The following is a 23,949-nucleotide window of genomic DNA, read 5'->3' as shown; positions in this document are numbered from 1 at the left end:
AAAAATCACACGCGTCCGCAGGCGCTTGGCCGCCATGGGTTGCGGCGCGTCTGGACAATCTCATCGAGCACATATTCGTGACTAACCGCTCTCCACAACGAGCATTTCTGACCGTTGATACGCACCACGACTTCATCGAGGTGCCGGACATCACCTTTCGTCGGCGCCTTGTGGGGTATGCGGCGCGGATAACCAGAGTCCGTGCTTTCGGCATCATCGGCGGATGGTCTCGCAGGAACGACGATCCCGCAGTCGCGCAGCATTTCCTCGACATCCCGCGGGCTCAGATTTTGGCGAGGATCGGATGGTCAATAAGTGGGTGGTGTTATAGCGCTCACAATTTCGCTATGGCCGTTGTGAACGTTTCGAAATTGATGCGGCAACCGACTATCAAAATAGTATCCGTCTCCCGGATTGAGAATTCGTTTCTGGTTTCCCACCGTCACCTCCACCATGCCGGATAAAACCATGCCAGCTTCCTGCGCTGCATGAGTGAATTCCTCGCCGCTGTCCGCGCCTGGTGCATATCGTTCGTGCAACATCAGCAGTTGGCGGTTCGGGTGATCCAAGCCGATCACGCGATAGGAGATTGTGTCGACCTTTCCAATTTCTACCAGGTTGGCCGACGCATAGAATGGGGAATACGGGAGGCTTGACTGTAGATCGGAAAAGAAGCCCGTAAGCGTCGTTCCAAGCGCGTCCAACACAGCACCCAAAGTGTCGACCGAAGGGCTCATTCGATCGCGCTCAATGAGAGATATTGTGGAATGAGATATTCCCGAACGAGCCGCCAACGCTCTGACGCTAAGGTCCCGTCGGCGACGCAGTTCGCGCAGTTTGCTTCCAATCTTTGGCACTCGTCAGTTCCTTGAATGATTGACTGGAGATCATGCCGTCCCCGCAATGAAAACGATACCAAGATGACCCGGATAGCTGACCGGCTGGTGAGTATATTGAACGAGCGCTCGCTGGGCAATTGTGGGACTGCTTTTGTTGCACGATGCTGGCGTCCATCATCGCACGAAAGGAGGTTTTGATGTCGTCACGTCTCGAAGGCCTGAAGAAAGACAAATTCACCCACATCAAGAAGCCGACCCGAGACGCTGTCTCAGACTCGGCCCCAGTCGAGAAAACCGTAGGGGAGATTATTGGGAACGTCCGTGAGCGCGGAGACTCTGCGGTTCGCGAATATTCGCTTGCCTTCGACAAGGCTGACGTCACGAACTTCGAAGTCACCGAGGCGGAGAAGAAGAAAGCTGTCGCCGATCTCAATCCGCAGACCCGAGAAGATACCGAATTTGCCATAGCCAACGTCCGCCGCTTCGCCGAAGCTCAATTGGGTACCATTTTACCGCTTGAAGTCGAGAGCCTCCCCGGTCTTCACCTCGGTCACCGCGTAATTCCGATTGAGACTGTCGGCTGCTATGTGCCGGGCGGTCGCTATCCGCTTCTGTCAGCTCCAGTCATGACCATCGTACCGGCCAAGGTCGCAGGCTGTGACCAGGTAATCGCCTGTCTACCGCCAAACGCCCATTCAGCGATGATCGCCGGCTGCCACCTTGCTGGTGCGGACCGCATTTTCCGCGTTGGCGGTGCCCAGGCAATTGCCGCAATGGCCTTCGGCACTGAGACGATTCCGGCAGTCGACAAGATCGTCGGCCCGGGAAACGCCTTCGTCAACGAAGCAAAACGCCAGGTGTTCGGCCAGGTCGGAATCGACCAGCTCGCTGGCCCGAGCGAGATCTTCATCGTCGCCGACGAAACCGGCAATGCAGCAACCATCGCGATCGATCTATTGGCGCAGGCCGAGCACGACGTCCGCGCCCGTGTTGGGCTCGTGACGACTGACCGCCAGCTTGCTGAAGACGTTCTCAAGGAAGTCGAAAGGCAGTTGGAAGACCTGCCCACGGCGCCGGTCGCAGGCGTTGCTTGGAAGGATTATGGCGAGATTACCGTCGTCGAAGACGAAGACGCGATGATTGCCTATTCGGATTATATCGCAACGGAGCATCTGCAGGTCCACACTCGCGACCCACAGGCAACCGCCAAGAAGCTTCGGAACTACGGCTCGCTATTCATAGGCGAACTGGCCAGCGTCGTCTATTCGGACAAGTGCTGCGGCACGAATCACACCCTACCTACTATGGCAGCAGGCCGTTACACCGGCGGTCTCTGGGTCGGCTCCTACGTGAAAATTGCCACCCATCAGTGGCTGGATGAGCGCGGCGTTGCCGCCGTCGCCCCGGCCGCTGTCCGCCAGAGCGCGACCGAAAAGCTGGAAGGCCACCGCCGCGCAGCTGCGTTGCGCCTTGGCCCAAAGCAGCTGACCTCAGTTGGTTGAGCCATGACAGCGTCCGATTTGCACATCGAAGTCCTGCAGAAGGTTCCGGCAAATTCTGATTTGGCGTAGACGGGTCGCAGCATTTCCTCGACATCCCGCGGGCTCAGATTAAAGCGGAAGTATAGCCAGACAAGCACGGGCTACGATTCGATCGGATAGCGGTGGTTCTTGTAGGCCGGTGCACTCACGGTCATGGGCGCGCTGCTACTTCAATTTCCTTACCGCTTAACCAATGTGATAGCACCCGGCGGGGCGCACACGCCCCGAATCGAACCCGCCGACCGCAACCTGCAACCCCCGCCTTGCATCACGACGGATGATCACTGCCGGCGCCCAACGAATGTGATCGAAAGTTCCCTTGCTACCGCCGCAAACGCCTCAACCGCACGGTCAATGTCCGCAGTGGAATGCGACGCTGACATCTGCGTGCGAATGCGTGTCTGGCCCTTGGGCACAACCGGGAAGGTAAAGCCAACGACATAGATGCCGCGCTTCAGCATGCGTGCGGCCATCTCTTGCGCAAGGGCTGCGTCGCCCAGCATCACCGGGATGATCGGATGGTCGGCGCCGGCCAGCGTGAAACCGAGCTTGCCCATCTCGGAGCGAAACCGCGCCGCATTGGCATAGAGCCTGTTGCGCAGACCGTCGCCGTTTTTGATCAGCTCGAAAACCCGGATCGAGGCGCCGGCGATCGCCGGCATCAGCGTGTTGGAAAACAGATAAGGACGCGAGCGCTGGCGCAACCAGTCGACCACCTGGCGCTTGCCCGATGTGTAGCCGCCCGACGCGCCGCCGAGTGCCTTGCCGAGCGTGCCGGTGATGATGTCCACCCGGCCCTCGACGCCGCAATGCTCAGCCGAGCCTCGGCCGTTCTTGCCGACGAAGCCGACTGCATGGCTGTCGTCGACCATCACCATTGCATCGTACTTGTCGGCGAGATCGCAGACGCCCTTCAGATTGGCGATGATGCCGTCCATGGAAAATACACCATCGGTGGCGATCAGCCGAAAACGGCAATCCATCGCCTCCTTCAGCCGCGCTTCCAGATCGGCCATGTCGTTGTTGGCGTAACGGAAACGCTTCGCCTTCGACAGCCGCACGCCGTCGATGATCGAGGCATGGTTCAGCGCGTCGGAAATGACCGCATCCTCCTCGCCGAGCAGCGTCTCGAACAGACCGCCATTGGCGTCGAAGCAGGAGCCGTAGAGGATCGTGTCCTCCATGCCGAGAAACCCAGAAATCGTCGCCTCGAGCTGCTTGTGCTCTTCCTGCGTGCCGCAGATGAAACGCACCGACGCCATGCCGTACCCGTAGCGGTCAAGCGCCTGCTTGGCCGCGTCGCGCAATTCGGCGCTGTCTGCGAGCCCTAGATAGTTGTTGGCGCAGAAATTCAGCACCTTTTCGCCGCCCACCTCGATCTGCGCCGACTGCGTCGACGAGATGAGGCGCTCTGATTTGTACAGGCCCTCCGCCTTCAGGCCGGCGAGTTCGTTCGAGAGATGAGAAATAAAAGCGTCGGTCATCGGCAGACTCACGGCAGCACAGACTCCCCCGCGCTGGGGAGGAGCACTCGATATATGTCGCGGCACTATCTGTAATCTACCGCGATCGACCATGCCGGATCGGCATGCTTCTCCCAATACAGGTCTGTCAGCTGGCGTGTTAGAGAGCCAACCTTGCCGTCGCCAACAACGGTCTCGTCTATCTTGGACACCGGCATGATTCCGCCCGCAGTAGACGTGATGAAAACCTCATCGGCGCCCTTCAGCTCGTTGCGATCAATGTCGCCGGCGCTGACGGACAGGCCCAGTTCGTCGCAAAGATCAAAAACGGTCTGCCGGGTAATGCCTGCGAGGACGCCAAAAGCCGGTGTCTTCAAGCGGCCGTCTTTCAGGGTGAAAACGTTGAAACCAGGCCCTTCGGCAATGTTGTCGTTAATGTCGACAATCAATGCAGTTTCGGCACCGTTGTCGTATGCATCGAACAGGCCCTTCACCAAATCGAGCCAGTGATAGTTCTTGATGGTCGGATCAATTGATTTGGGCGGGATCCGAACGGTGTTGCTGATGGCGACATGCAGGCCGCGCTCAAGTTGCTCCTTGTTGGCGACCGACCCGAAAGGCACCGCGAATGCGATGAACCTATTCTCCGACTGGCGCGGGTCACGGCTAAAGTTGGGTGAGCCGCCTCGCGTGCAGATCATTTCGACATACGCCGACTTGTGTCCGGAGAGCGCCACGCAGGTCGACAGGATCTTTTCGATCTCACTGCGGCTGTAGGGAACCTTCATGCGGAGCTTTTCCATTCCGCGGAAGAAGCGGTCCAGATGCAGGTCCAGCCTGAAGAACCTCCCGTCCCATACATGAACGGTATCGTAGGTGGCGTCGGAGTGCAGAAAGCCCCAGTCCAGAACGGACACCTTGGCTTCGGACATCGGCAGGTACTGACCATCCATGAAGGCTACGCCGTGAGGATAATGCCGTTGATCCCGGTGGCGTTGTTCTATGGTTGGGAGAGCCGTTCCAGGTTCGGCTGCAGCAAGTGTCATTCCCGGATCCTCCAAATCTTGCACTCCAGGCGCTCCGCACACCCGGTCACGAGTTTGCCGCCGCGAAACCGCCAAGCGGCCCCATCTCAGCAGTTCGAATGTTGGCTCACCTCGGACCGCCAGCACGCCGCGCGTGCCAATGTCGTCAGCGCGATCGATTACCCCTTGAGCGGGGCCGTAAGCCCTTTCGCGGCCGGCCGCCGGTCACCCGGTGATGCAATTAGATCGCAGACTTCGATGCACTGATCGCGATCAAAGTGCCTCCCCGGCCGCAATGCACGTTTCAAAAACGGGATGGGAGTGGCGCAAACATTCAGCCTTAAAAGGGCGACGTTAGTACCCTGGGCTCGAACTTTACGCGGTCCAGCGCAATCATGCTCTTGAACTTGCGAACATTGGGATTTGTATAGAGTTTGGTCTTTACAAAAACGTCAAAGGCCTCGACGTCCTCGACGAGTACAATAAGAACGAAGTCAGCATCACCTGTCACCATATAGCATTGAGTGACTTCTTTTGCCGCCCTCATTGCTCGTCTGAAGTCATCGACAAGATCCAAACGCTCGCGATCGAGCTCCACCGCTACCACCACGGTCAGCGACTTCCCGAGCGCTTTAGGGTCGACTAGGGAGATATCAGCGGTGATAACGCCGTCGGCGCGTAACTTATTGACGCGGCGCATGCATGAGGCAGCAGACGAACCCACAAGATCCGCAAGCTCGGCGAACGACAACCTGTTGTTCTTTTGAAGGGTGCCGAGTATCCGCCGGTCAAGGTCATCTATCATCCCAATACCCTAGAGGCGAAACGACAATCAGGCTTTAGCGATCCGAAACGCTCGTTGCAATATCGACGCTCAATGAAACGCTACCCCATTCAAAGGCAGGGCTATCGCACATGAGTGATGGCATTGATGAGGTAGTCGTCATTCCAGGCGGATTTCTTGATGCGATGGCTGATAGGAACGTTGGGAGCATCAGCGGCTTTAAGGATGTTTCTGGCGAGGCGCTTGAGGAGGGCTGTGTTGGCGGGAGCATTGTCCTTGCGGGCACGGCTGAGATCCTCATCGAAATGTACATCGAGCATCCATGCAGGCCGTTCTCGATCTGCCAATGAGCTCTGGTGAGGTCGAGCGCCTGCTGCGGCGACAGAAGCGTGGAGGCCATGAACAGACGCATCAACGGCTTGGCCTTGTCGCGTTGGCTGGTGATGCGGATGAAGGCCCGGTGGCCGGGCATCAGCGGCTCGGCCGCCGATACGATCTCGGCTTGCCGCCACTCGTTGCGGCCGTGGCTGGTCTCGGTGCGCTCGGCAATGGAAGGGGTGGCATCGGCCAGTTGCAGTTGGCACGGCGCAGCCAATGACGACGATTGCCCTTCAGCGCAACCAGGTAATCGCCACCTCTTTGGGTAATGGCCGCAGCCATGCGGGTGTGGCAATGGAGCGCGTCGGCGGTGACCAATCGGCCCGTAGATCAATGAGTTCGATGACTTTGAGCGCGGCCTCGACTTCGTTCTTACCATCGCTCGGCGAGACTGCCGCCAGACACAGCCGGGTCCCGTCGGCGAAGGCCGACACCGTCAACGGCGGACTGGCTGCCAAGCCCCTTCTCATAGGCCCGCCGCAAAGCCTTGCCGTCAAGCGACACCACCTCGGGCGTCTCTCGGCTGGCTCGGGCGAAAGCTGCCGCAAAGGCAGCGAAGGCGCGACCGAAGGCCTCCGGGTCGAGCAGGCGCAGCAGCCGCGAGAAGGTGTCGTGGCTGGGGGCTGCGTCATAGTCGATCAGCCGCGACAGCGCCTGTTTGCGCTCCTGCGCAAACAGGGCAAATTCCGTCGCATTGCTGGCGCCGCACAGGCTTGCCGCGATCATCATCACGATCAGGTCGCCAAGCCGGTGCGTGGCGTTGGGCGCGCGTGGATCAGGCACCGCGCCAAAGTAGCTCTAAAGGCAGGAAATGGCAGTCGCTCCTTCGCTCAACTGCCTCTCCAAAGAATCCTTTCTCAGCCTAAACTCAACCCCAAAATCGCCATATGCGATTCCCCTGCATTCAAAGGGTGCCATGATTGCGATCGTCATGGAGACGCAATCGTTCTTTTCACCCGAATGCGTGTTTTGCCCAAAAGTTTCCTCGGATTCTTCGAGTTGCGTGTTTCTCATGACCCGGAGGCGCCATCAACCATGCGGTTCGTAGCCAGGCGCGAGGCTCTTGGAGGGCGTTGTCACGTTATTTGAAATTGTGGCCGCGTATGGCCGACACCGCGCTGTTCAGACAGGCCGTGCACTCATGGCGGTCCTGGTCGAGTAGCTCAGCCATTCGGCTTTCGACGGGTCACCGAAGGCGGTCGCCCGCCCCCGGTTCCCACAGAACGTGGCGTGCGGAGCTACCGCACCACGCTTTTCGGCAGTTGCCTCACAGCACCGCAAGTGCCCTGCAGCCCCCGTATGGGAGCCACAGTTTCGGATGCAGTGGTGGGTCCGCTCTTTGACCTGGAGGAAGGCGTCCCAGACTGCACAGCATCTTGCGCCAGTAACGCTAAGCGACCCGATACACCTTGGTCAGCGAGCGGATATTGATCGCGGCCAGCATTCGTCTTTGGATGAGCTTGCCAGACTGAGCGACTGGGTGCGGACCGATCAAGTCCTTTCCCTTTGTGTTTCCTGCTCTGCGAACGGCGAGCCTGCCTGGCCGCCAATGGCCTTGTTCAAGGCGATGCTGCTTACAGTCTGGTACGACTTGTCCGACGTCAAGCTTGCCGAGGCGCTGGACGACAGAGGATCGTTCCTACCGGTTCTGCGGGTTCTCGGCTCAAGAGCCGACACCTGAGCGAACGCTTTCGTGCGTTTCTCGAAAAGCCCGCATCGCCTTAAGTCCGACTTGCGCCCGACGGGAGCATTCCGCGCCGGTCATCGCGGCCCTGGAATTATGGTTCGAAAGCAGCTACCGATGATCTCCTCGGGCTCTGGACTGGCCGAAGACATACGTTATGGGCTTGCTCACTGGCAGGGGCTGACCCGTTTCCTGGACGATGGCCACATGGAACTCGACACCAACCCAGTCGAAAACGCCATATGCTTGACCGAAAAAAATGCTCTGTTTGCTGGCAATGAGATCGGGGCCGAAAACTGGGCGCTGCTCTCATCCATCGTGGCCACCTGCATGCTCAACGACGTCAATCACGTCGCCTCCCTCGCCGAAACCCTCGACGCCATCATCAACGGCCACCCCCAGAGCGAGATCGAGGATCTCATGCCCTGGCGATTCCGGAAAACGTCAAGCTCACATCCGTGAGGCGATCGATGAGGCGCTCACAAATCACGAAAGAGTCAGCAACCAGGACCGTTGGTATAATGGAGGCTTGTTCGCGGGAAGCAATCTTGCGTTGATTTTGTTGATCTATCGGCTTCAGCGTAAGGGGGAAACCATGTCAGCGCTGACATGGTCGGCTGTGTCTTCTGGCGCTCTCGTGTGGGCGTCAATGGTGTTTTTGTCATTATCCAGCGATGACGATAAACTTCAAACTGCGTTTCATCGTAATGTAAGCGATGGCAATGAGGCGAATTTGAACGCATGCCTTTGCAAGCCCTCGCCATCGCATCCGGCGAAGGCCGTAGCTTCGTTTCCAGGTACCGAAAATCTTCTCGATCCGGCCATAAATGCGGTGGATCGGTTGGTTCGAGGCCTCAAGACGCGCCAGTGTTTCGGCTTCATCCCGTCCCCACATACCGGTGGCGACGATGCGTGGCGTCGCACCCTTGGTGCGCACCGCGTCGTCGAAATGGTTGCCTCGACAAGCGCTATCGGCAAACACCTCGCCGGGATCGTCCGGCAGAGCATCAGGACCGGCCTTACCATCGTTGATGTTTGGGAGGCGTGACGGCGATCTCCTCGACCAGAGCTGTGTCAGCGTCGGCGCCGACATAGGCCTGGAAACCATGAACCGCTGGCCGGCTCTTATGCTTGACCCAATGACATCTTCATCATCCTCACGTCTTCACACGGATCGCTTTGGCCTTCAGCTGGCGGGTGATTTCGTCGAACAGAGTCTTGTCCCGACCATGGGCCAGAAGCACCGCGCGGGGGCGAGAAGAAGGGGCTTCTTCTGGACGATCGCTTCCGATGACCCCGCGGCCATGGTGGCCAAGGCCTGCCCATCGTGCTGTTCAACTATGCGCCAGGGCGCGGCGGCGACCATGCTAAACGCTTCCTGTAAGGTTTCGGCGGACAGTTTGTGCAAGTTGGACCGGGATGCTCGTCCATTGCTGGAGCCATCTGCGCCGGCGTTTTGTGAAGCTGGCGCAACACTAAGTCCCCGATCGCCGAAGCCGCCGTGCGGCCAGATCGCCACGGTCTACGCCGTCGAGGCGACGGTGCACGGCGTGAGTCATTGGCGGTGAATATTATGACCAGCCAGCGCTAGCTAGCTTTCCCAGCGGCGGAGGACCTCTTATCGTCTCTTCATCTCGCATTTTTTCGCGCGCGGGTACTGGAGATTTGATCTACTATGGGAGAACTCAATGACAGGATTTGTACCGGAAGAGACCTCGTCGATGATAGGTATGCCGCTGCCGTTCACGAATGGCGAATACCGGCAGCGGATTAATGCCGTGCGCAAGCGGTTAGTCGAGGAGAAGCTCGACGCTCTCCTGATATTTCATCAAGAAAGCATGTTTTACCTCTTTGGTTATGAGCAGACAGGCTACTGGATCTACCAGACTGCGATCCTGACTGCCGACGGTCCAGAGATTACGGTATTTGTTCGTACCGCTGATGAACATATGGTCCACGGACTCCCATACGTTGGGGATGTTCGGACGTGGAAAGACGATTCCGCGAACGACCCGATTGCGATCACTGTCGATTTGCTTCGGGAACGCGGCGTCTTAGGGCCTGGTAAGCGCATAGGTATCGAGCTAAAAACGCATGCTCTCTTGCCCTTCTACCATAAACGGCTGAACGAAGCATTGCCGTCGTTGGTCGACGCTTCTGACGTGATAACTGAACTGAGGATTCGCAAATCGGACGCTGAAGTGGTCTATATGCGGGAAGCGGGAAAAGTACTCGATGCTGCTTACGCAGGCGCGTTCGAGGCGCTGCGTCCGGGCGTGCTTGAAACCGAGGTTCTTGCTGCAGCGCTCACCGGCATGTTCAGGGCGGGCGGTCACGTGCCGGCCATCGTTCCTCCGTTCGCAAGCGGACCTCGCTTGCCTTCATGGACCCATGGCCACGCCGTGGATCGCCGCATTTCGCCCAATGAGGCAGTGACAATCGAACCCGGCGGTTCACGCTACAGATATCATGCAGTTGGTGTACAGACGCGGTGGGTTGGTGGCGAGCCGACAGCGAAAGTTCAAAAGACGTTCGACGACCTTATCCAAGCTCAGGAAGCTGCAGTTTCTATGATACGACCGGGGGTTTCTACGGCAGACGCGGCCCGTGAGATCAATCGCGTACTCAAGCATTTTGAGCTGTACAAGCCGGGAACCCATAGTGGCTACGGCACGGGAATTGGTTACCCTCCCACTTGGCTGGACACCCTGCGCATCATGGAAAGCGACCGCCATGTGTTTGAACGAAACATGACTTTCTTCTTAGTTTCCTATTGGGCTGTCAAACAAGTAGGCAACATGACTACGGAGTTGTGCTTGGGCGAGCCATTTATTGTAACCGACACCGGTTGCGAACGGTTGTCTGCTACGCCGCTCAGCTTGACCTGACTGCGGACGATGTCCAGTTGCAACACCGCGCTACGCAAGCGCGGCTCTGCGCTGATCTGGCTGGATGAGGAGATTTGCGGGCGTTAACACGTTGTTTAAAATGTGGGCCAGCACCGCGCTTTTCAGGCGGGCCGTGCACTCACGGCTCCCCACGTGGCCAACATTTTAAACAACGTGACAACGCCTCTTCTCGCCACAGGCGGAGCCGGTGGCCGCCGCCCCACCCTCTATCTCCATCAGCTTCTCAGGCAGCTGATCTGACGACCGATCCAGGCGCCTTAAACGCTGAAGACAATTCAAAACTCATCCTTTGCTGTAGCTGATGTTTCAACAGGAAACGCAGTTTGGTGTAAATCCCTCGCCATAATGCAGTATATTGATTTATGCTGACCAAAACGAGATTATTTTTCCCTCGTAAGATATCACTCAAAGTAGGGGTCCATTGATTCCTTTTGCCCATGTCCGAGCAGAATGGCGCTGAACTTTGCATCAAAACGGTCCGGCAGAAAACTCCAAATATGGATAAATACAGAATGACAAGCTTTGAAATTTTCCCGGAACTGCATCACGAAGCAACCGAATGGCGCCGGTACCTTCATCAACATCCTGAACTCGATTACCGGCTACATAACACAGCACAATTTGTTGCGGAGAAATTAGCCTCGTTTGGCATCGATCATATCGAGAAGGGGATTGCCGAGACGGGCATAGTAGCGATTGTCCAGGGTAAAGGTGGCGACGGGCCGACTGTGGGGTTGAGGGCTGACATGGATGCCTTGCCAATTGTTGAGGCTTCAGGCAAGCCCTGGGCATCAAAAAAGCCGGGCCGAATGCATGCATGCGGCCATGACGGGCACACGGCCATGTTGCTAGGCGCCGCGAAACATTTGTCAAGAACGCGCAACTTCAAAGGCTCCGTTGCTCTGATCTTCCAGCCCGCCGAAGAGGTTGAGCTGCCATCGGGGGGGCTGAAAATGGTCCTAGAGGGGATCATGGATCGTTTCAACATCTCCCAGGTCTTCGGCATGCACAACAGGCCAGGGGTGGAGATCGGCACATTCGCAATTTCCGCTGGTCCCATCATGGCGTCGCAAGATGACTTCGACATAATCGTAAAGGGGAGGGGTGGTCATGCGGCTTCGCCAAGCCGAACTATAGATCCTGTGGTTGTTGCAGCACAGATCATCATGGGCCTCCAGACACTGGTCTCGCGCAAGACTGATCCTATGGACTCCCTCGTGATCTCAGTGACAAAGTTGAAGGCCGCAGAAGCCTACAATGTCATTCCCGATAAAGTTGAAATCGCTGGAACTGTTAGGGCGCTTTCATCCGAGCTCAGAGATTTTGCCGAGCGAGAGGTGTTTGCTTCCGCTCAGGGCATTGCGCGTGGATTCGGCGCCGATATCGAGTTCACGTATCGCCGATCCGTTCCGGTTACTTTCAATCACGCTAAAGAGACAAATTTTGCGACCACGGCGGCTCGTAAACTGGTGGGAGCCGCATCAGTGGACGACAAGGTCAGGATGAGTATGGGCGCAGAGGATTTCGCCTATATGCTTGAGGCGCGACCGGGGGCGATGATCTTTCTTGGAAATGGATCATCGCCTTCTCTACACAATCCGGCTTATGATTTTGACGATGAGGCCCTTGCCTATGGCATCGGGTTCTGGCTCAGCCTGGTAGAGACAGTGTTGCCGGTTTGAGAGGAACCTGAGCCGAATCGTGAATCGTCGACATTCTAGATTGCCAAGTAAGTTTGCAGGAGAATTCATGCCCAATCCACATTGTTCTGGCATTACAACCATCCCGCGCGCCCCGTTTCCGCGTATTGAGTGTAAAAACCGGATCCTGAATGCGCGGCAGTTAATGAAGCAGCATGCTTTTGACGCGCTTCTCGTCACGTCCGAACATAACTTCCGCTATTTTGTTGACGACACCAGCACCACTCCCATTCAGACTACGCGACCGCGCTTTTTGTTGCTCCTGCAGTCTGGTGAGGCGATAGCAATTGTTCCAACTGGTCTAGATGAATTTTTCAGGGAGACCACCTGGATAAGAGATTTCCGCACTTGGCCGGGTCCGAATCCGAAAGATGAAGGCGTCTCCGAAGTTGCGAAGCTCTTAAATGAACTGGCGCCAGAAAATGCCCGGATCGGGATCGAGCTTGGCCCAGAAAGCAGACTTGGAATGCCTGGAGGAGACTTTTTACGTTTGAGCGAAGCAATAAGGCCCCGGATATTTGCCGATGCATCAGGACCAATTCTGACCCCATTGCGAATGATTAAGTCAGAGAGGGAAATTGATCGCATCAGAACTGTATGTAGAATTGTTTCCAAGGTCTTTGACAATTTGGCTCAGCAGTTGCACCTTGGAATCACCGAGCGAGAGGCTTGCCGCCTTTTCGAACTAGGATGCTTTATTCACGGTGCAGATAAAACTCCAAAGATCGACAGTGCTTCAGGCCGTGGAGGATATTCGCGATGCTACGGTGAGCCGACGGATAAAGTGCTGTCTGGTGGGGATGTGCTTTTCATTGATGCTGGCTGTTTGTTTAATTTTTATTGGAGCGACTTCAACCGCAACTTTTCTTTCGGAGAAGCTGATCCGCATACACAGGATGCCTACCGGGCGGTTTGGGAAGCGACAGAAGTAGGAATTGCTGCTGCGCAGCAAGGTGTTCCAATCTGTAATGTGTGGGCTGCAATGTCCGATGCCCTATCTCATTCGACAAAACGGGGAAAGCGCACCACTATCGGCCGTATGGGACACTCCATGGGTCTCTGGATGCCAGAGCTACCTTCTGTTCAGCAGGATGACAACACGATGCTCAAGCCAGGCATGATCATCAATATCGAGCCCAGTATAGCCTATCCCTCTTATTTTGATGGTTCTTCAAAGCTAATGCTTCACGAAGAGGTTATATTAGTGACCGAAAACGGGCCGCAACTGCTTACCTCGCGGGCTCACCGAGAAATGCCCGTCATTGAGTAGCCGATTATAGGCCACGGCTGCTGTCCACGACGTTGGCGGTCCCTCAAAATGTCGCTGGGCCTGAGGGCGGCCCTTCATCCAATGTGCAAAGGTACGAGGGTTAAGCCGGCTGGCCGGCGCAGAGCCTCATGCATAGGAGAGGGCCATATGGACCATATCAGATTGTCGGCTCGGATATCCACAAGGAACGGATCTCGGTCGCGATTGCGGAGAGCGGACACTCCGGCGCAGTGGAATATCTCGGCGAGATTGCCAATGCTGCTGATGCCATCAGCAAGCTGTGCGACCGTCTCGGGCGGTCCGCCAAGCCGCTGCCGTTTTGTTATGAGGCCGGCCCGTGAGGCTATGGCGTTCATCGCCAAGTCACGCGCCTCGGCCATCGGTGCGACTTGGTGGCGCCGACGCTGATTCCGCGGAAGCCTGGCGATCGGGTGACGACGAACCGCCGCGATGCCACCCTGCTCGCCCGCCTCAACCGGGCTGGTGAGTTGACGCCCGTCTGGGTTGCCCGACGCCGATCATGAAGCCATGCGCGACCTGATCCGGCTGCGCAGCGTCGTGCGACAGGTGGTGACGCGAGCGCGCCAACATCTTCAAGGATTTCTTCTGCGTCACGGGCGCAAGCATGAGCGTGGACGGCCTGGCGAAAGGCTTACCGGCGATGGCTTTCGACATTGGCCTTCAACCATCCCGCTCATGCCGGGGAGCATCGTCTCCACTATGAGCCTCGACGCTCGCCACCTAGGTAGAGGGTCAGCCCTCAGAGCCTCTGGTATGACTCGTCTCTAGCGTGGCCTACACTCTTTGCTCCTAGTACCGTTTCACAGTGATTGTGACTGGTTAATTTCGAGCCATTGCAAGATGGGCAGCTTTTGGGGCGGGACGAGGATTTCGATGCTTCGGGATATGCCGGATTGACGGCGAATGAGCCCATTTCGTTCGAGGGTCATGATCATCTGGTGGACCGATGGCGGGCTGACCCGAAAATGGCGTTGGAGATCGGCTTCGGCGGGTGGGCGTCGGAACATGTGCGAATAGGTGTAGAGATAAAGGCCAGGTACTGGCCTTGCTTTTCGGTGAAGCCCTGGTCGATGGACCGGTGCGCAGCGCCTGATCTTTGACTCATCTGTCGATTCGTCCTGAGCCTCCAACGAGGAGGCTGCGATGAACATACGTTACCGGGTCGAGCTGAGCCAAGCCGAACGCGACGAGCTGAGCGCGCTGCTGAACGGAGGCAGGCATGCCGCCCGCAAGCTCAAACGAGCCCAAATCTGCTTGCAGCCGATGCGGGCAGTAGCGACGAGGAGATTGCGCGGGTCGTGGCGGTGGGCGACTCGACCGTCTATCGAACCAAGCGACGCTTTGTGGAACGTAATCTGGAATACGCGCTGAGCGAGGAGCCGCGCCCTGGAGCCGAGCGCAAGCTGACCGGCAAACAGGAAGCCTTGCTGGTGGCGACTGCGTGCGCGAACCCGCCGGCGGGCCGCGCGCGCTGGACGTTGGAGCTGCTGGCCGATGCCATGGTAAGGCTCACCGATCATGCCAGCCTGTCGCACGAGACGGTGCGCCGCCGGCTGGCCGAGAACGGCCTCAAGCCTTGGCGCAGGGACATGTGGTGCATTCCCGAGGTCAATGGCGAGTACGTGGCGCGCATGGAAGACGTGCTCGATCTCTATGCCGAAGCGCCCGATCCAGAGCGCCCGGTGATCTGCTTCGACGAAACCCCGGTGCAGCTCATCGGCGAGGTCCGTCAGCCCATCCCGGCCGCGCCGGGCCAGCTCGAACGCTACGACTACGAATACCGCCGCAACGGCACGGTCAATCGCTTCGTCTTTCTCGACGTGAACCGGCCTTGGCGAAAGGTCAAAGTCATCCAACGGCGCACGGCACGAGATTATGCCCATTGCATGCGCGACATCGTCGCCCGAGGCCACCTGCATTCGCGTCGTCCAGGACAACTTGTCGACCCACTCGGCCGGTGCCCTCTACTAAGCCTTCCCGCCCACCGAGGCCCGCCGCATCCTGCGCCGTCTGTAGTTCCACTACACGCCCAAGCACGCCAGCTGGCTCAGCATGGTCGAGATCGAAATCGGCGTCCTTAACGGCCAGTGCCTAGACGAGGTATTGACGACGCCAAGCGCCTAATCAGCGAGATCGCCGCATGGGAACACCAGCGAAATGCCGCCGGCGCCCAAATCAAATGGATGTTCACAGCCGATAAGGCCCGAGCCAAGATGGCCGCGCCTATCCTCAGGCAGTCAAAGAGTCACAATCATTGTGAAACGGTACTAGGCTAGAGCACATCCTGTTTAATTTGGGTCATATTCTGCGGCCTTGAAGTAGTTTGCGCATTCGTCTGGGTGTGAACTGGTCGAGGATCGAACCGACGGCGTCCCACAGGGCGTTGATGGTTCTCTCGGCTTTGGCGCGCATGACAGCCTTGAGTTTTGAGAAGGCGTTTTCGATCGGATTGAAGTCGGGCGAGTACGGCGGCAGGAACAAGAGCTTGGCGCCGACCTGTTCGATTGCCGCTCGCACGCCTGCCCCCTTGTGCGCCGGCAGGTTGTCCATCACGACGACGTTGCCCGGCGCGAGGGTCGGGACCAGGACCTGATCGACATAGGCAAGGAACACACTGCCGTTCATGGCACCGTCGTAGACGATGGTGCGGTCATACCCGTCAACCTCAGCGCGCCGGTGAAGGTGGTCGGTGCGGCACGCCGGCCCGGCAGCGCGCACCGCATGGCGCACGCCCCCGCAAGACGGGGCCATCTTGGTCGACAGCCCGGTCTCGTCAATGAAGACGAGCTTTGCCGGATCGAGATCGAGTTGGCCGTCGAACAGGCGCCGGCGCTTCAGGATGTCGGGGCGGCCCTGCTTCAATGCGTGTGCGGACTTTTTTTGAACGTCCACCCGTGGCCGCGAAGCCATGCGCTCAAGGCGCTGCGGCTGATCCGCACCGACCGCTCGCCTTCCAGCCACTCCACCATCTCGTTCAACATGATGTCCTTGCGCTCATCGATCAGCCCGACGATGAAGGCTTCATGCGCATCGAGGCTGGACGCGCGGCGGCGGCCTTGCGGCCGCGGCGCCAGTTCGCCGATCTTCGCCCGCGCGATCTAGCGGATCGCACTCGATATCCCGACCCCAAAACCGCGCGGCAGCCTGCCGGGCCGATATGCCCGCGTCAGACGCCTTCAGGACCCGCAGCCGGAGATCCTCGCTCGGTGATCTTCCCATCATCCACGTCACCAAAGTGGATGTTGAATCACCTGCCAAGGCCGCCGACACATCACAATCGATTCGTCGATCACAGGACGTGCTCTAGTGCGATGCGGCTTCGTGGGATGGCCGCACCACCGACATACATTTTCACCAGCGCGGTTATTTCAAACCTAGCTCGGGCCGCATTTCAGAACGGCGTCAAAAATGGTTCACACGTTTCACAAGCCAGCTAAGTTTGCAGTTGTATCGTGCTTCACCAAGTTTCATAGATTAGGTGCTCAAAAAAGCTGTGCCGGACCAGAAAACAACTGGTGCGAGCAAGGAAACTCTCTGGCAGAAGCGAGCGTACAGTACAACGATAAGGAGAAAAGCGCCTCGACGACATGAGTTGCTGAAATTTTATAACATAAACGGCTTCGGCAAACGGCAGTACGGTCAACGTGCGGCGTCTTGGGCTGCGACGTCCCGAATACGCGTTGGCCAGCGTATCAAGAAGGGAACGATCGATGCTAAAACGACTGGGGACGGCGGCGTTTGCCGCCGCATTTACCATTGCCGCTTGGACCGGCGCCGCAACAGCGGGTGAAGTACTTGACCGAGTGCAGCGGACGAAAACCTTAACGGTCGCCGTAGGTGCGGACTGGGGGCCGGGCTCGCATTTGGACGAAAACCATGAGTTCGCTGGTTATGACGTGGCTATCGCCAAACAGATTGCCGCGTCACTCGGGGTTAATATCAAATTTGTGACGCCGGGCTGGGATCTCATCGCTGCAGGCAAGTGGGACGGCCGTTGGGATGTCGCCATGGGACAGATGACGCCGACGAAGGAACGGGCCGAAAGGATAGACTTCCCTGCTACCTACATTTGGGGGCCCACTTCGGCGGTCGTTCACAAGGACAGCAAGGCAACGAAGCCTTCCGACCTGGAGGGGAAGGTGGTCGGCGTAACAGCAGGCGTCACGGGAGAAGCGTATGCCAATCACAATTTCAAGCCAGGTTGGCTGAACGCCGACCCTATTACATATCAATTCAAGCCTGCTCAGGTGAAAACCTACGGAACGAGCAACGTTGCATTTGATGACCTTCGACTTGGCGATGGGGTGCGCCTTGACGCTGTGATCGCAGACACACCTATAGCGCTCGATGCGATAAAGGCCGGTTATCCTTTGAGGATTCTGGAGCCAGCGCTGTTTAATTCGCCTGGAGATATAGCAATTCAGCGTGGCGACAAGGAATTCAGCGCTAAGATCGCAGCGGCCGTCAAGCAAATGGAGGACGACGGCACGCTCTCCAAGCTTTCAATGAAGTGGTATGGAGTCGATTATTCCAAGCAACAGTGAGGCTGCGAACTCCAGGCGGCTTGGACTCTGCCCGGGCTGCCCCCTTATGAGAGACTTCTTATGCTTTATCAGGATACGGTCGAATCCGAGGTGCTTGTCCATAAGCCATGGTTTGTTGCCACGGTTTTTGCCGTCGTGCTCGCGGTCTTTCTTGTGGTCAACCTTACGGGCACCACCTTCGGCGAACTCATGCGGCCGGTTATCGGCGACCCGATGCAAAGCGGAATCTATGGCCGTGTCGCGATCGCATTCGTGATCGCAGTCATGTTCTGCATCAACATCGTTTTAATCGGGTTTGCTCCGTTGAGGGCGCAGATCGGCATTGTATGGGTCGAGCTGCTAGCCCTGTTCTTTTTCTTCTTCAAGGCATTTAACCTGAGCATGCCGTTCATCTGGCAGAATCTACCATACCTGATCACGCAGGGGGTGGTGACCACGATCTATGTTTCGGCGGTTTCAATTATATGCGCATCACTCATCGCGATTATTGCGGCTATCGCAAAGCTTTCGAGCAATGGTTTCGCCTACGCGATCGCCAATTTTTACACATCGTTTTTTCGCGGTCTGCCGCTTCTCATGCAGATTTACCTAGTCTACCTCGGGTTACCGCAACTGGGTATCGTCATCGATGCAGTTCCTTCCGGCATATTGGCACTGTCGCTTTGCGTGGGAGCCTATATGACGGAAATCTTCCGCGCGGGTATCCAGAGCATCGACCGCGGCCAATGGGAAGCGTCACGATCGATGGGGTTCAGCTTCGGCCTTACCATGCGCAGGATCATCTTGCCGCAGGCACTGCCGGTCATTATTCCGCCTATGGGAAACACTTTTATCTCAATGTTGAAAGACAGCTCGCTTGTGTCCGTTCTTGGCGTCTGGGAACTGACGTTTCTTGCTCGCACCCTCGGTCAGCCGACCTTCCATCACATGGAGATGCTGATCACAGCCTCGATCATCTACTGGATCATGTCTGCCTGCCTCGAGGTTGTTCAATCGCGGCTTGAGCGTCACTTCGGAAGGAGTAAGGTGCGATGAACGCTATCAATATAGGTCAGCTGGAAGGTGGCTTTGGTGGAGGCAGCCCTTCGCAAGTGATGGGCAACATACCGAACGTGCAGCTACTTTCATCCCAGGAGTCTTCCAGTCCGAAGCAGGTGCCAATGAGTGCGGACAACATTATCGAAGCAACGAACGTCTCCAAATGGTACGGCACCTTCAAAGCATTGACTGATGTCAACCTCACTGTCCGCAAAGGCGAACGCATCGTTATTTGCGGCCCCTCCGGATCCGGGAAGTCGACGCTTATCCGCTGCTTCAACCGGCTCGAAGCGCATCAGGAAGGCGAGATCACCGTCAACGGGATCAGATTACACAACAAAATGCGCAACGTGACTGAAGTTCGCAAGAATGTTGGTATGGTTTTTCAGCACTTCAATCTCTTCCCCCACATGACCGTGCTGATGAACTGCATGGCCGGGCCAATGTGGATCAAGGGCGTGCCCGAAGCCGAGGCCAAGAAGACCGCGCTAAAGTTCCTCGAGCGCGTGCGCATTCCAGAACAGGCGAACAAATACCCGGTTCAACTCTCCGGAGGACAGCAGCAGCGCGTGGCAATAGCCCGCTCTCTATGCATGGAACCTGCGGTCATGTTGTTCGACGAGCCTACCTCGGCACTCGATCCGGAGATGGTGTCGGAAGTTCTCGAAACCATGACAAGTTTGGCGCGCGACGGCATGACCATGGTCTGCGTCACCCACGAGATGGGCTTTGCCCGCGCTGTCTCCGATCGGGTTATCTTCATGGATTGGGGCCAGATCGTTGAAGAGGGTAAACCAAACGACTTCTTCACCAATCCGCGGCACGACAGGACAAAACTCTTCCTCAGTCAGATACTGAAGCACTGATCGGTCTTCTCGACGAGCCGCGGTAAGGTTTTGGCAGCGCGTAGCCCTGGCGCGGCGGTCGAAGTTGCGTGCGAGCTATTTCGACGCGCAGACAGCAGCAGAGTTCCAGAAAATGACGAGCTCTGTGCGAGACCGATGAATCGAAGGTTAACCTATGAAAATCATCCCAGAAATTGCGCATTCACAGCAGGAAATGCAGTCAATGAGGCGCTGGATGCATGCTCATCCAGAACTCAGCTTTCAAGAAAAGGAAACCGGCGATCTTATTGCTAAAACTTTGGCCGGCTGGGGCATCGAGGTATATAGAGGGTTGGGTCGGACGGGAGTGGTCGGGGTCCTTAAAGTTGGAAACGGTAAACGGGCTATCGGTATCCGAGCAGATATGGACGCGTTGCCCATCCAGGAACGCAATGATTTCGAACATCGTTCACAGTATCCCGGCAAGATGCATGCGTGCGGCCACGACGGGCACATGGCAATGCTCCTCGGTGCAGCGCGTTATCTAGCGCGAGCACGTAACTTCGACGGTACCGTGGTGTTCATTTTCTCTCCTGCCGAGGAAGCGGGGGGGGGCGCAAAGGTAATGGTCGATGAGGGCCTTTTCGAGCGTTTCCCGGTTGATGCGGTATTTGGATTGCACAACGAGCCCGGACTGCCCGCTGGAAAGTTCGGTGTGCGGGCCGGCACGACCATGGCGGCGAGCGGCGAGTTTCGTATTCGCCTGACAGGCGTTGGTTCGCACGCGGCCGCTCCTCATCTTGGCAAAGATCCGTTATTCGTCGGCGTCCAGATTGTAAGTGCGCTGCAAGGAATAATCACGCGCAACAAGAAGCCGGTCGATACAGCTGTGTTTTCCGTCACGCAATTTGACGCCAATGGCGGTGCAACGAACATAATCCCCGAAGTTGCGACCATCGCCGGGATCGTACGTGCTGAAAGCACGCCTATCCTTGATGTGATAGCGTCGAGAATGAAGACAGTCGTTAAGGGACTTTGCGCGGCGCATGACTGCCAACTTGATTACGAATTCGTGCACGGCTGCCCTCCTACGGTCAACACGCCGGACGAGACGAGGTTTGCTGCTGAAGTGATGAAGTCGATAGTTGGCGAAGCCGGTGTTGATACCGATATCGAACTGGACATGGGCGTCGAAGATTTCGCCTACATGCTGCAGGCTCGTCCCGGCGCTTACGCTTATCTCGGCATTGGATCCGGTGAACACCGCGCTAGTGGGCATGGTTCCGGTCCATGTGAGCTCCACAATGCGAGTTACGACTTTAACGACGAAATGCTTACGATTGGATCGACCTATTGGGCGGAATTGGCGCTCCAGTGGCTGAAGTCATCGACCTAAATCATTGCGCTTCATAAGATGACAAGACCCAAAGAATACAAATGCTGAGATGTTAAAACATCAGCAATCCGGCTTTGACCTGACCGATATCGACCCGTCGCCGCACAAAATCGGGGGCGCCAAGCAAAGTGGACCATTTTTTCTGATGTGCATGCACGCCGGGAAAGCGCTGCCGGCTTGTCTATCGGACCTCGGAATAGAACGGAGCGAAAATGGAGCGTCACATAGCCTATGATGTTGGCGCAAAGGCAGTTGCATGGAAACTCTCCGCTGCCCTTTGAGGCACCGTTGCATATCCAGCGCTATAGTCGGCTTGCCCTTCAAGCCATTGACAGCATCCCCGAGGTCAGTGACGGGACAACAAAGGCGATGTTCGCGGAAGTGAGGGCAGAATATACGAACATTGAGGTTGCCCTCAACGAACCTTACACAGATCGATGAACTCGGCGACTATGCGATACCTGTGCACGGGAGCAACGGGGGCTTCCGCATGTTCTCATCGAGATCCGAAATGACCTCATCTCTGATGAGGCCGGACAATCACGCTGGGCAGAGATCATCTCTAAACGACTCGAGGCCGTCGCCCATGCCATCCGCACCGTCTTTGCCGCTTTGCCGAACTCGGCTCGGCGCGCCGACCCTGCGGCCATGCAGCTTCACCTCGACGAGATCAGCCGCCATCGCCTCGGCCGAAGAGCTGAGACGCTCCTCGAGGATCAGTTGCTGCTGGGGTTCGAAGAGGCTGAACAGATCGAGGCCGCCGGTGACGAAGAGCAGGCACAGTTCGCTCTTGTGCGGCGGCACGGTGAAGCTGGTGGCCCATTCCGAATGTAAGCGACGATAGCTATGCCGACGTCTGGGCGTAGCGGCATCGTCGCTTGTCGCCGCCCCTTGCCATGGCCGAGGATCTTGCCTGACCGCGGGTCAATGTCATCAACACAGAGGGCCGCGATCTCGCTGTCGCGGAGGCCAAACTTGGCCAGCACCATCAGAACCGCATAGTCCGCCGTCGCTGTATCGCCGCCGATCCGCAGCACACCACCCTCTCATGCGCCTATCCAGCTCCCGGCAACCAAGCTCCGATATTGCTAGGTAGCCGATCGACAATCATCCCGCGAACGCAGAGCGGACACGGCGCCACATGACCGACAGCAAGCTTATGCCACGCACAAGCAGAAAAATGTGAAGGGCAGCCCAGAGCCCGTGGTTGCCGAAGATCAGCCCGAACGCGAACAAGGCAGCGATAAAGGCGGCGAAAGATAGGAGCATCATGTTGCGTATGTCACGCGACCAGGTGGCGCCGATGAAGATGGCGTTCATCTGCATAGCCAGGGCGGCGCTCAAACTCCCGAACGCCGCCCAAGGTAGATAGATAACCGCCTCCGCACGCACGTCTGCTGTCTTCGTTATGACGCTCAGTAACTGTTCGCCGAACGTGAAGAGTAAGACGCTAGTAAGGCCAGCAAGCGCAAATCCCCAGCCTGCGGTCAGCTTTACCGTGCGCAAGAACGCCCGCTGATCACGGGCTCCAATGGCCCGACCGGCGAGTTGCTGGGCGGCCGTCGCGAACCCCTCGAGGAAATAACACGCGACTATGAAAAAATGCATCAGCACTGCGTTGGCGGCCAAGGTCAACGTGCCAAATTGGGCGCCCTGCCGCGCGAACAGGACGTATGCCCCCGTCAGCACGAAGGAACGGATCATCATGTCGCCGTTGAGGCGAAGCATTCGCTTCATTGCCAGCATGTTGAACGTGGGCTGGCGCGAAACTTTTGGCATCGCGCGGAAGCGCCCTAAGAGGATGGTCATGCCGGCGATCGTGGCGGCGGCCTCTCCACACAAGGTTCCCCAAGCGACGCCCGCAACGCCCCACCCGAGGTAAAGACCCAGGAAGATGGATGACGCGGTACTCACCCCGTTTAAAAAAAGCTGCAGGATAAGTCCGAGGGCTGCATTGCCGCAGCCCAGAAAGTAGCCGAGAATCGAATAGTTGATAAGAGAGGCAGGCGCCGAGACTAGGCGGATGCGGATGTAGAGGTCCATTGCGGTGGTCACGGGCTTTTCTGCATTCATAAACCATTCGCCGATCAGGGCAATCAGCGGGGCGAGCACGACTAATGCCAAGCCTGAACTCACCGCTATAGCAAATGCCCGCCAGAAGGCGGCCCTCGCTTCCAGAACATTGCCCCTCCCGAAAGCTTGTGCGACGAATGCGGTCGTACCGGAGAGCAGGAAACTAAAACTCGTTAAGATGACGTCGAAAACTACGCCCCCGGCCGCAAGACCTCCAATCAACCGGGCATCCCCGATTTGGCCGACTACGATCGTGTCGACGAAGCCGATCAGCGGGGTAGTGAGGCATGCGAGCGCCATGGGAATGGCGATCGCCAGGACCTGCCGGTTGGTGACCTGGAGTGACCTGGAGCCGAGGGGCGGCGCTTTCCGTTGCACGTCGACTCCTACTGATCTGTTGCGAACTCTTGTTTGCCAGCGGGATGGCACACAGCCCCGAAGACCAAATTCGGAGAGCTGC

Annotated in this window: 24 protein-coding genes and 2 pseudogenes; 12 read left to right on the top strand and 14 right to left on the bottom strand. The window is 57.4% G+C overall.

The genetic code is table 11. The features are described 5' to 3' along the window. Positions 1–5: 5 nt before the first annotated feature. Together AC0L2V_RS23140 and AC0L2V_RS23135 are read right to left on the bottom strand one after the other, a co-directional pair. The gene (locus AC0L2V_RS23140) at positions 6–263 is read right to left on the bottom strand and encodes a DDE-type integrase/transposase/recombinase (protein WP_473521298.1); all 258 of its coding nucleotides are present in this window, start codon (positions 261–263) and stop codon (positions 6–8) included. 45 nt (positions 264–308) lie between these two features. Then, entirely contained in the window at positions 309–857 is a 549-nt protein-coding gene (locus AC0L2V_RS23135) for a cupin domain-containing protein (protein WP_473521297.1), read from the bottom strand. A gap of 179 nt (positions 858–1,036) precedes the next feature. Here AC0L2V_RS23135 and hisD point away from each other — a divergent pair, with 179 nt between their 5' ends. Beyond that, positions 1,037–2,341: a histidinol dehydrogenase gene (hisD, locus tag AC0L2V_RS23130; RefSeq protein WP_473521296.1), complete on the top strand. Its 1,305-nt coding sequence runs from the start codon at positions 1,037–1,039 to the stop codon at positions 2,339–2,341. 320 nt (positions 2,342–2,661) lie between these two features. Here hisD and AC0L2V_RS23125 read toward each other — a convergent pair whose 3' ends face one another. The 5 genes from AC0L2V_RS23125 to AC0L2V_RS23105 all read right to left on the bottom strand — a co-directional run bounded on the left by AC0L2V_RS23125 (position 2,662) and on the right by AC0L2V_RS23105 (position 6,813). Then, positions 2,662–3,864 (bottom strand): glycine C-acetyltransferase, encoded by a 1,203-nt coding sequence (locus AC0L2V_RS23125; protein WP_473521295.1) that lies wholly within the window; start codon positions 3,862–3,864, stop codon positions 2,662–2,664. Positions 3,865–3,929: 65 nt separating this feature from the next. After that, entirely contained in the window at positions 3,930–4,889 is a 960-nt protein-coding gene (locus tag AC0L2V_RS23120) for an aminotransferase class IV (RefSeq protein ID WP_473521294.1), read from the bottom strand. Positions 4,890–5,208: 319 nt separating this feature from the next. Continuing rightward, positions 5,209–5,673, bottom strand: a complete 465-nt coding sequence (locus AC0L2V_RS23115) for an Lrp/AsnC family transcriptional regulator (protein WP_473521293.1) — start codon at positions 5,671–5,673, stop codon at positions 5,209–5,211. A gap of 34 nt (positions 5,674–5,707) precedes the next feature. Further along, a complete protein-coding gene (locus AC0L2V_RS23110) occupies positions 5,708–6,247 on the bottom strand; it encodes a hypothetical protein (RefSeq protein ID WP_473521292.1) in 540 nt (179 codons plus the stop codon). A gap of 155 nt (positions 6,248–6,402) precedes the next feature. Next, entirely contained in the window at positions 6,403–6,813 is a 411-nt protein-coding gene (locus AC0L2V_RS23105; protein WP_473521291.1) for a transposase family protein, read from the bottom strand. Positions 6,814–7,348: 535 nt separating this feature from the next. On the opposite strand from AC0L2V_RS23105, the gene AC0L2V_RS23100 reads away from it, so the two are divergent. Both AC0L2V_RS23100 and AC0L2V_RS23095 read left to right on the top strand, forming a co-directional pair. Beyond that, the gene (locus AC0L2V_RS23100; RefSeq protein ID WP_473521290.1) at positions 7,349–7,711 is read left to right on the top strand and encodes a transposase; all 363 of its coding nucleotides are present in this window, start codon (positions 7,349–7,351) and stop codon (positions 7,709–7,711) included. Positions 7,712–7,831: 120 nt separating this feature from the next. Next, positions 7,832–8,176, top strand: coding sequence for an IS66 family transposase (locus tag AC0L2V_RS23095; protein WP_473521289.1), 345 nt, complete (start codon positions 7,832–7,834; stop codon positions 8,174–8,176). A 202-nt stretch (positions 8,177–8,378) separates the two neighbouring features. Here AC0L2V_RS23095 and AC0L2V_RS23090 read toward each other — a convergent pair whose 3' ends face one another. Next, positions 8,379–8,807, bottom strand: coding sequence for a transposase (locus AC0L2V_RS23090; protein ID WP_473521288.1), 429 nt, complete (start codon positions 8,805–8,807; stop codon positions 8,379–8,381). Positions 8,808–9,402: 595 nt separating this feature from the next. Here AC0L2V_RS23090 and AC0L2V_RS23085 point away from each other — a divergent pair. From AC0L2V_RS23085 to AC0L2V_RS23075, 3 genes are all read left to right on the top strand, one after another. After that, on the top strand, positions 9,403–10,602 hold the full coding sequence (locus AC0L2V_RS23085; protein WP_473521287.1) for a M24 family metallopeptidase: 1,200 nt from the start codon (positions 9,403–9,405) through the stop codon (positions 10,600–10,602). Between the two features lie 533 nt (positions 10,603–11,135). Continuing rightward, complete coding sequence (locus AC0L2V_RS23080; RefSeq protein ID WP_473521286.1) at positions 11,136–12,305, top strand: M20 aminoacylase family protein; 1,170 nt, start codon at positions 11,136–11,138, stop codon at positions 12,303–12,305. Between the two features lie 67 nt (positions 12,306–12,372). Next, positions 12,373–13,593 carry a M24 family metallopeptidase gene (locus tag AC0L2V_RS23075; protein WP_473521285.1) on the top strand — a complete coding sequence of 407 codons (1,221 nt, stop codon included), beginning with the start codon at positions 12,373–12,375 and terminating at the stop codon, positions 13,591–13,593. A gap of 471 nt (positions 13,594–14,064) precedes the next feature. On the opposite strand, the gene AC0L2V_RS23070 is transcribed toward AC0L2V_RS23075, so the two are convergent. Together AC0L2V_RS23070 and AC0L2V_RS23065 are read right to left on the bottom strand one after the other, a co-directional pair. Continuing rightward, on the bottom strand, positions 14,065–14,268 hold the full coding sequence (locus AC0L2V_RS23070) for a hypothetical protein (RefSeq protein ID WP_473521284.1): 204 nt from the start codon (positions 14,266–14,268) through the stop codon (positions 14,065–14,067). Positions 14,269–14,414: 146 nt separating this feature from the next. Next, positions 14,415–14,719: pseudogene (locus AC0L2V_RS23065) on the bottom strand (LexA family protein). 38 nt (positions 14,720–14,757) lie between these two features. Between AC0L2V_RS23065 and AC0L2V_RS23060 the strand changes: the two are divergent. Further along, positions 14,758–15,874 (top strand): annotated as a pseudogene (locus AC0L2V_RS23060) (IS630 family transposase). Positions 15,875–15,912: 38 nt separating this feature from the next. Here the strand turns inward: AC0L2V_RS23060 and AC0L2V_RS23055 are convergent. Further along, positions 15,913–16,476 carry a transposase gene (locus tag AC0L2V_RS23055; protein WP_473521283.1) on the bottom strand — a complete coding sequence of 188 codons (564 nt, stop codon included), beginning with the start codon at positions 16,474–16,476 and terminating at the stop codon, positions 15,913–15,915. A gap of 18 nt (positions 16,477–16,494) precedes the next feature. Between AC0L2V_RS23055 and AC0L2V_RS23050 the strand changes: the two genes are divergently transcribed. From AC0L2V_RS23050 to AC0L2V_RS23030, 5 genes are all read left to right on the top strand, one after another. Beyond that, positions 16,495–16,716 (top strand): hypothetical protein, encoded by a 222-nt coding sequence (locus AC0L2V_RS23050; RefSeq protein ID WP_473521282.1) that lies wholly within the window; start codon positions 16,495–16,497, stop codon positions 16,714–16,716. Positions 16,717–17,324: 608 nt separating this feature from the next. Then, the gene (locus AC0L2V_RS23045; protein WP_473521281.1) at positions 17,325–18,158 is read left to right on the top strand and encodes a transporter substrate-binding domain-containing protein; all 834 of its coding nucleotides are present in this window, start codon (positions 17,325–17,327) and stop codon (positions 18,156–18,158) included. Positions 18,159–18,218: 60 nt separating this feature from the next. Continuing rightward, positions 18,219–19,193, top strand: coding sequence for an amino acid ABC transporter permease (locus AC0L2V_RS23040; protein WP_473521280.1), 975 nt, complete (start codon positions 18,219–18,221; stop codon positions 19,191–19,193). Positions 19,194–19,318: 125 nt separating this feature from the next. Further along, a complete protein-coding gene (locus tag AC0L2V_RS23035; RefSeq protein WP_473521320.1) occupies positions 19,319–20,062 on the top strand; it encodes an amino acid ABC transporter ATP-binding protein in 744 nt (247 codons plus the stop codon). Positions 20,063–20,216: 154 nt separating this feature from the next. Next, positions 20,217–21,416, top strand: coding sequence for a M20 aminoacylase family protein (locus AC0L2V_RS23030; protein WP_473521279.1), 1,200 nt, complete (start codon positions 20,217–20,219; stop codon positions 21,414–21,416). A 540-nt stretch (positions 21,417–21,956) separates the two neighbouring features. Here the strand turns inward: AC0L2V_RS23030 and AC0L2V_RS23025 are convergent. The 3 genes from AC0L2V_RS23025 to AC0L2V_RS23015 all read right to left on the bottom strand — a co-directional run bounded on the left by AC0L2V_RS23025 (position 21,957) and on the right by AC0L2V_RS23015 (position 23,867). Then, entirely contained in the window at positions 21,957–22,220 is a 264-nt protein-coding gene (locus AC0L2V_RS23025) for a hypothetical protein (protein ID WP_473521322.1), read from the bottom strand. Next, positions 22,133–22,405: a site-specific integrase gene (locus tag AC0L2V_RS23020; RefSeq protein WP_473521319.1), complete on the bottom strand. Its 273-nt coding sequence runs from the start codon at positions 22,403–22,405 to the stop codon at positions 22,133–22,135. Before AC0L2V_RS23020 ends, AC0L2V_RS23025 begins: the two co-directional genes overlap by 88 nt. A gap of 118 nt (positions 22,406–22,523) precedes the next feature. Next, positions 22,524–23,867: an MATE family efflux transporter gene (locus tag AC0L2V_RS23015; protein WP_473521278.1), complete on the bottom strand. Its 1,344-nt coding sequence runs from the start codon at positions 23,865–23,867 to the stop codon at positions 22,524–22,526. Between the last annotated feature and the right edge of the window lie 82 nt (positions 23,868–23,949).

The sequence above is a fragment of the Mesorhizobium sp. WSM4814 genome, assembly GCF_055811595.1.
Note: the sequence above shows the minus strand (reverse complement) of the source record. Positions and strands in the feature narration are given on the sequence as shown.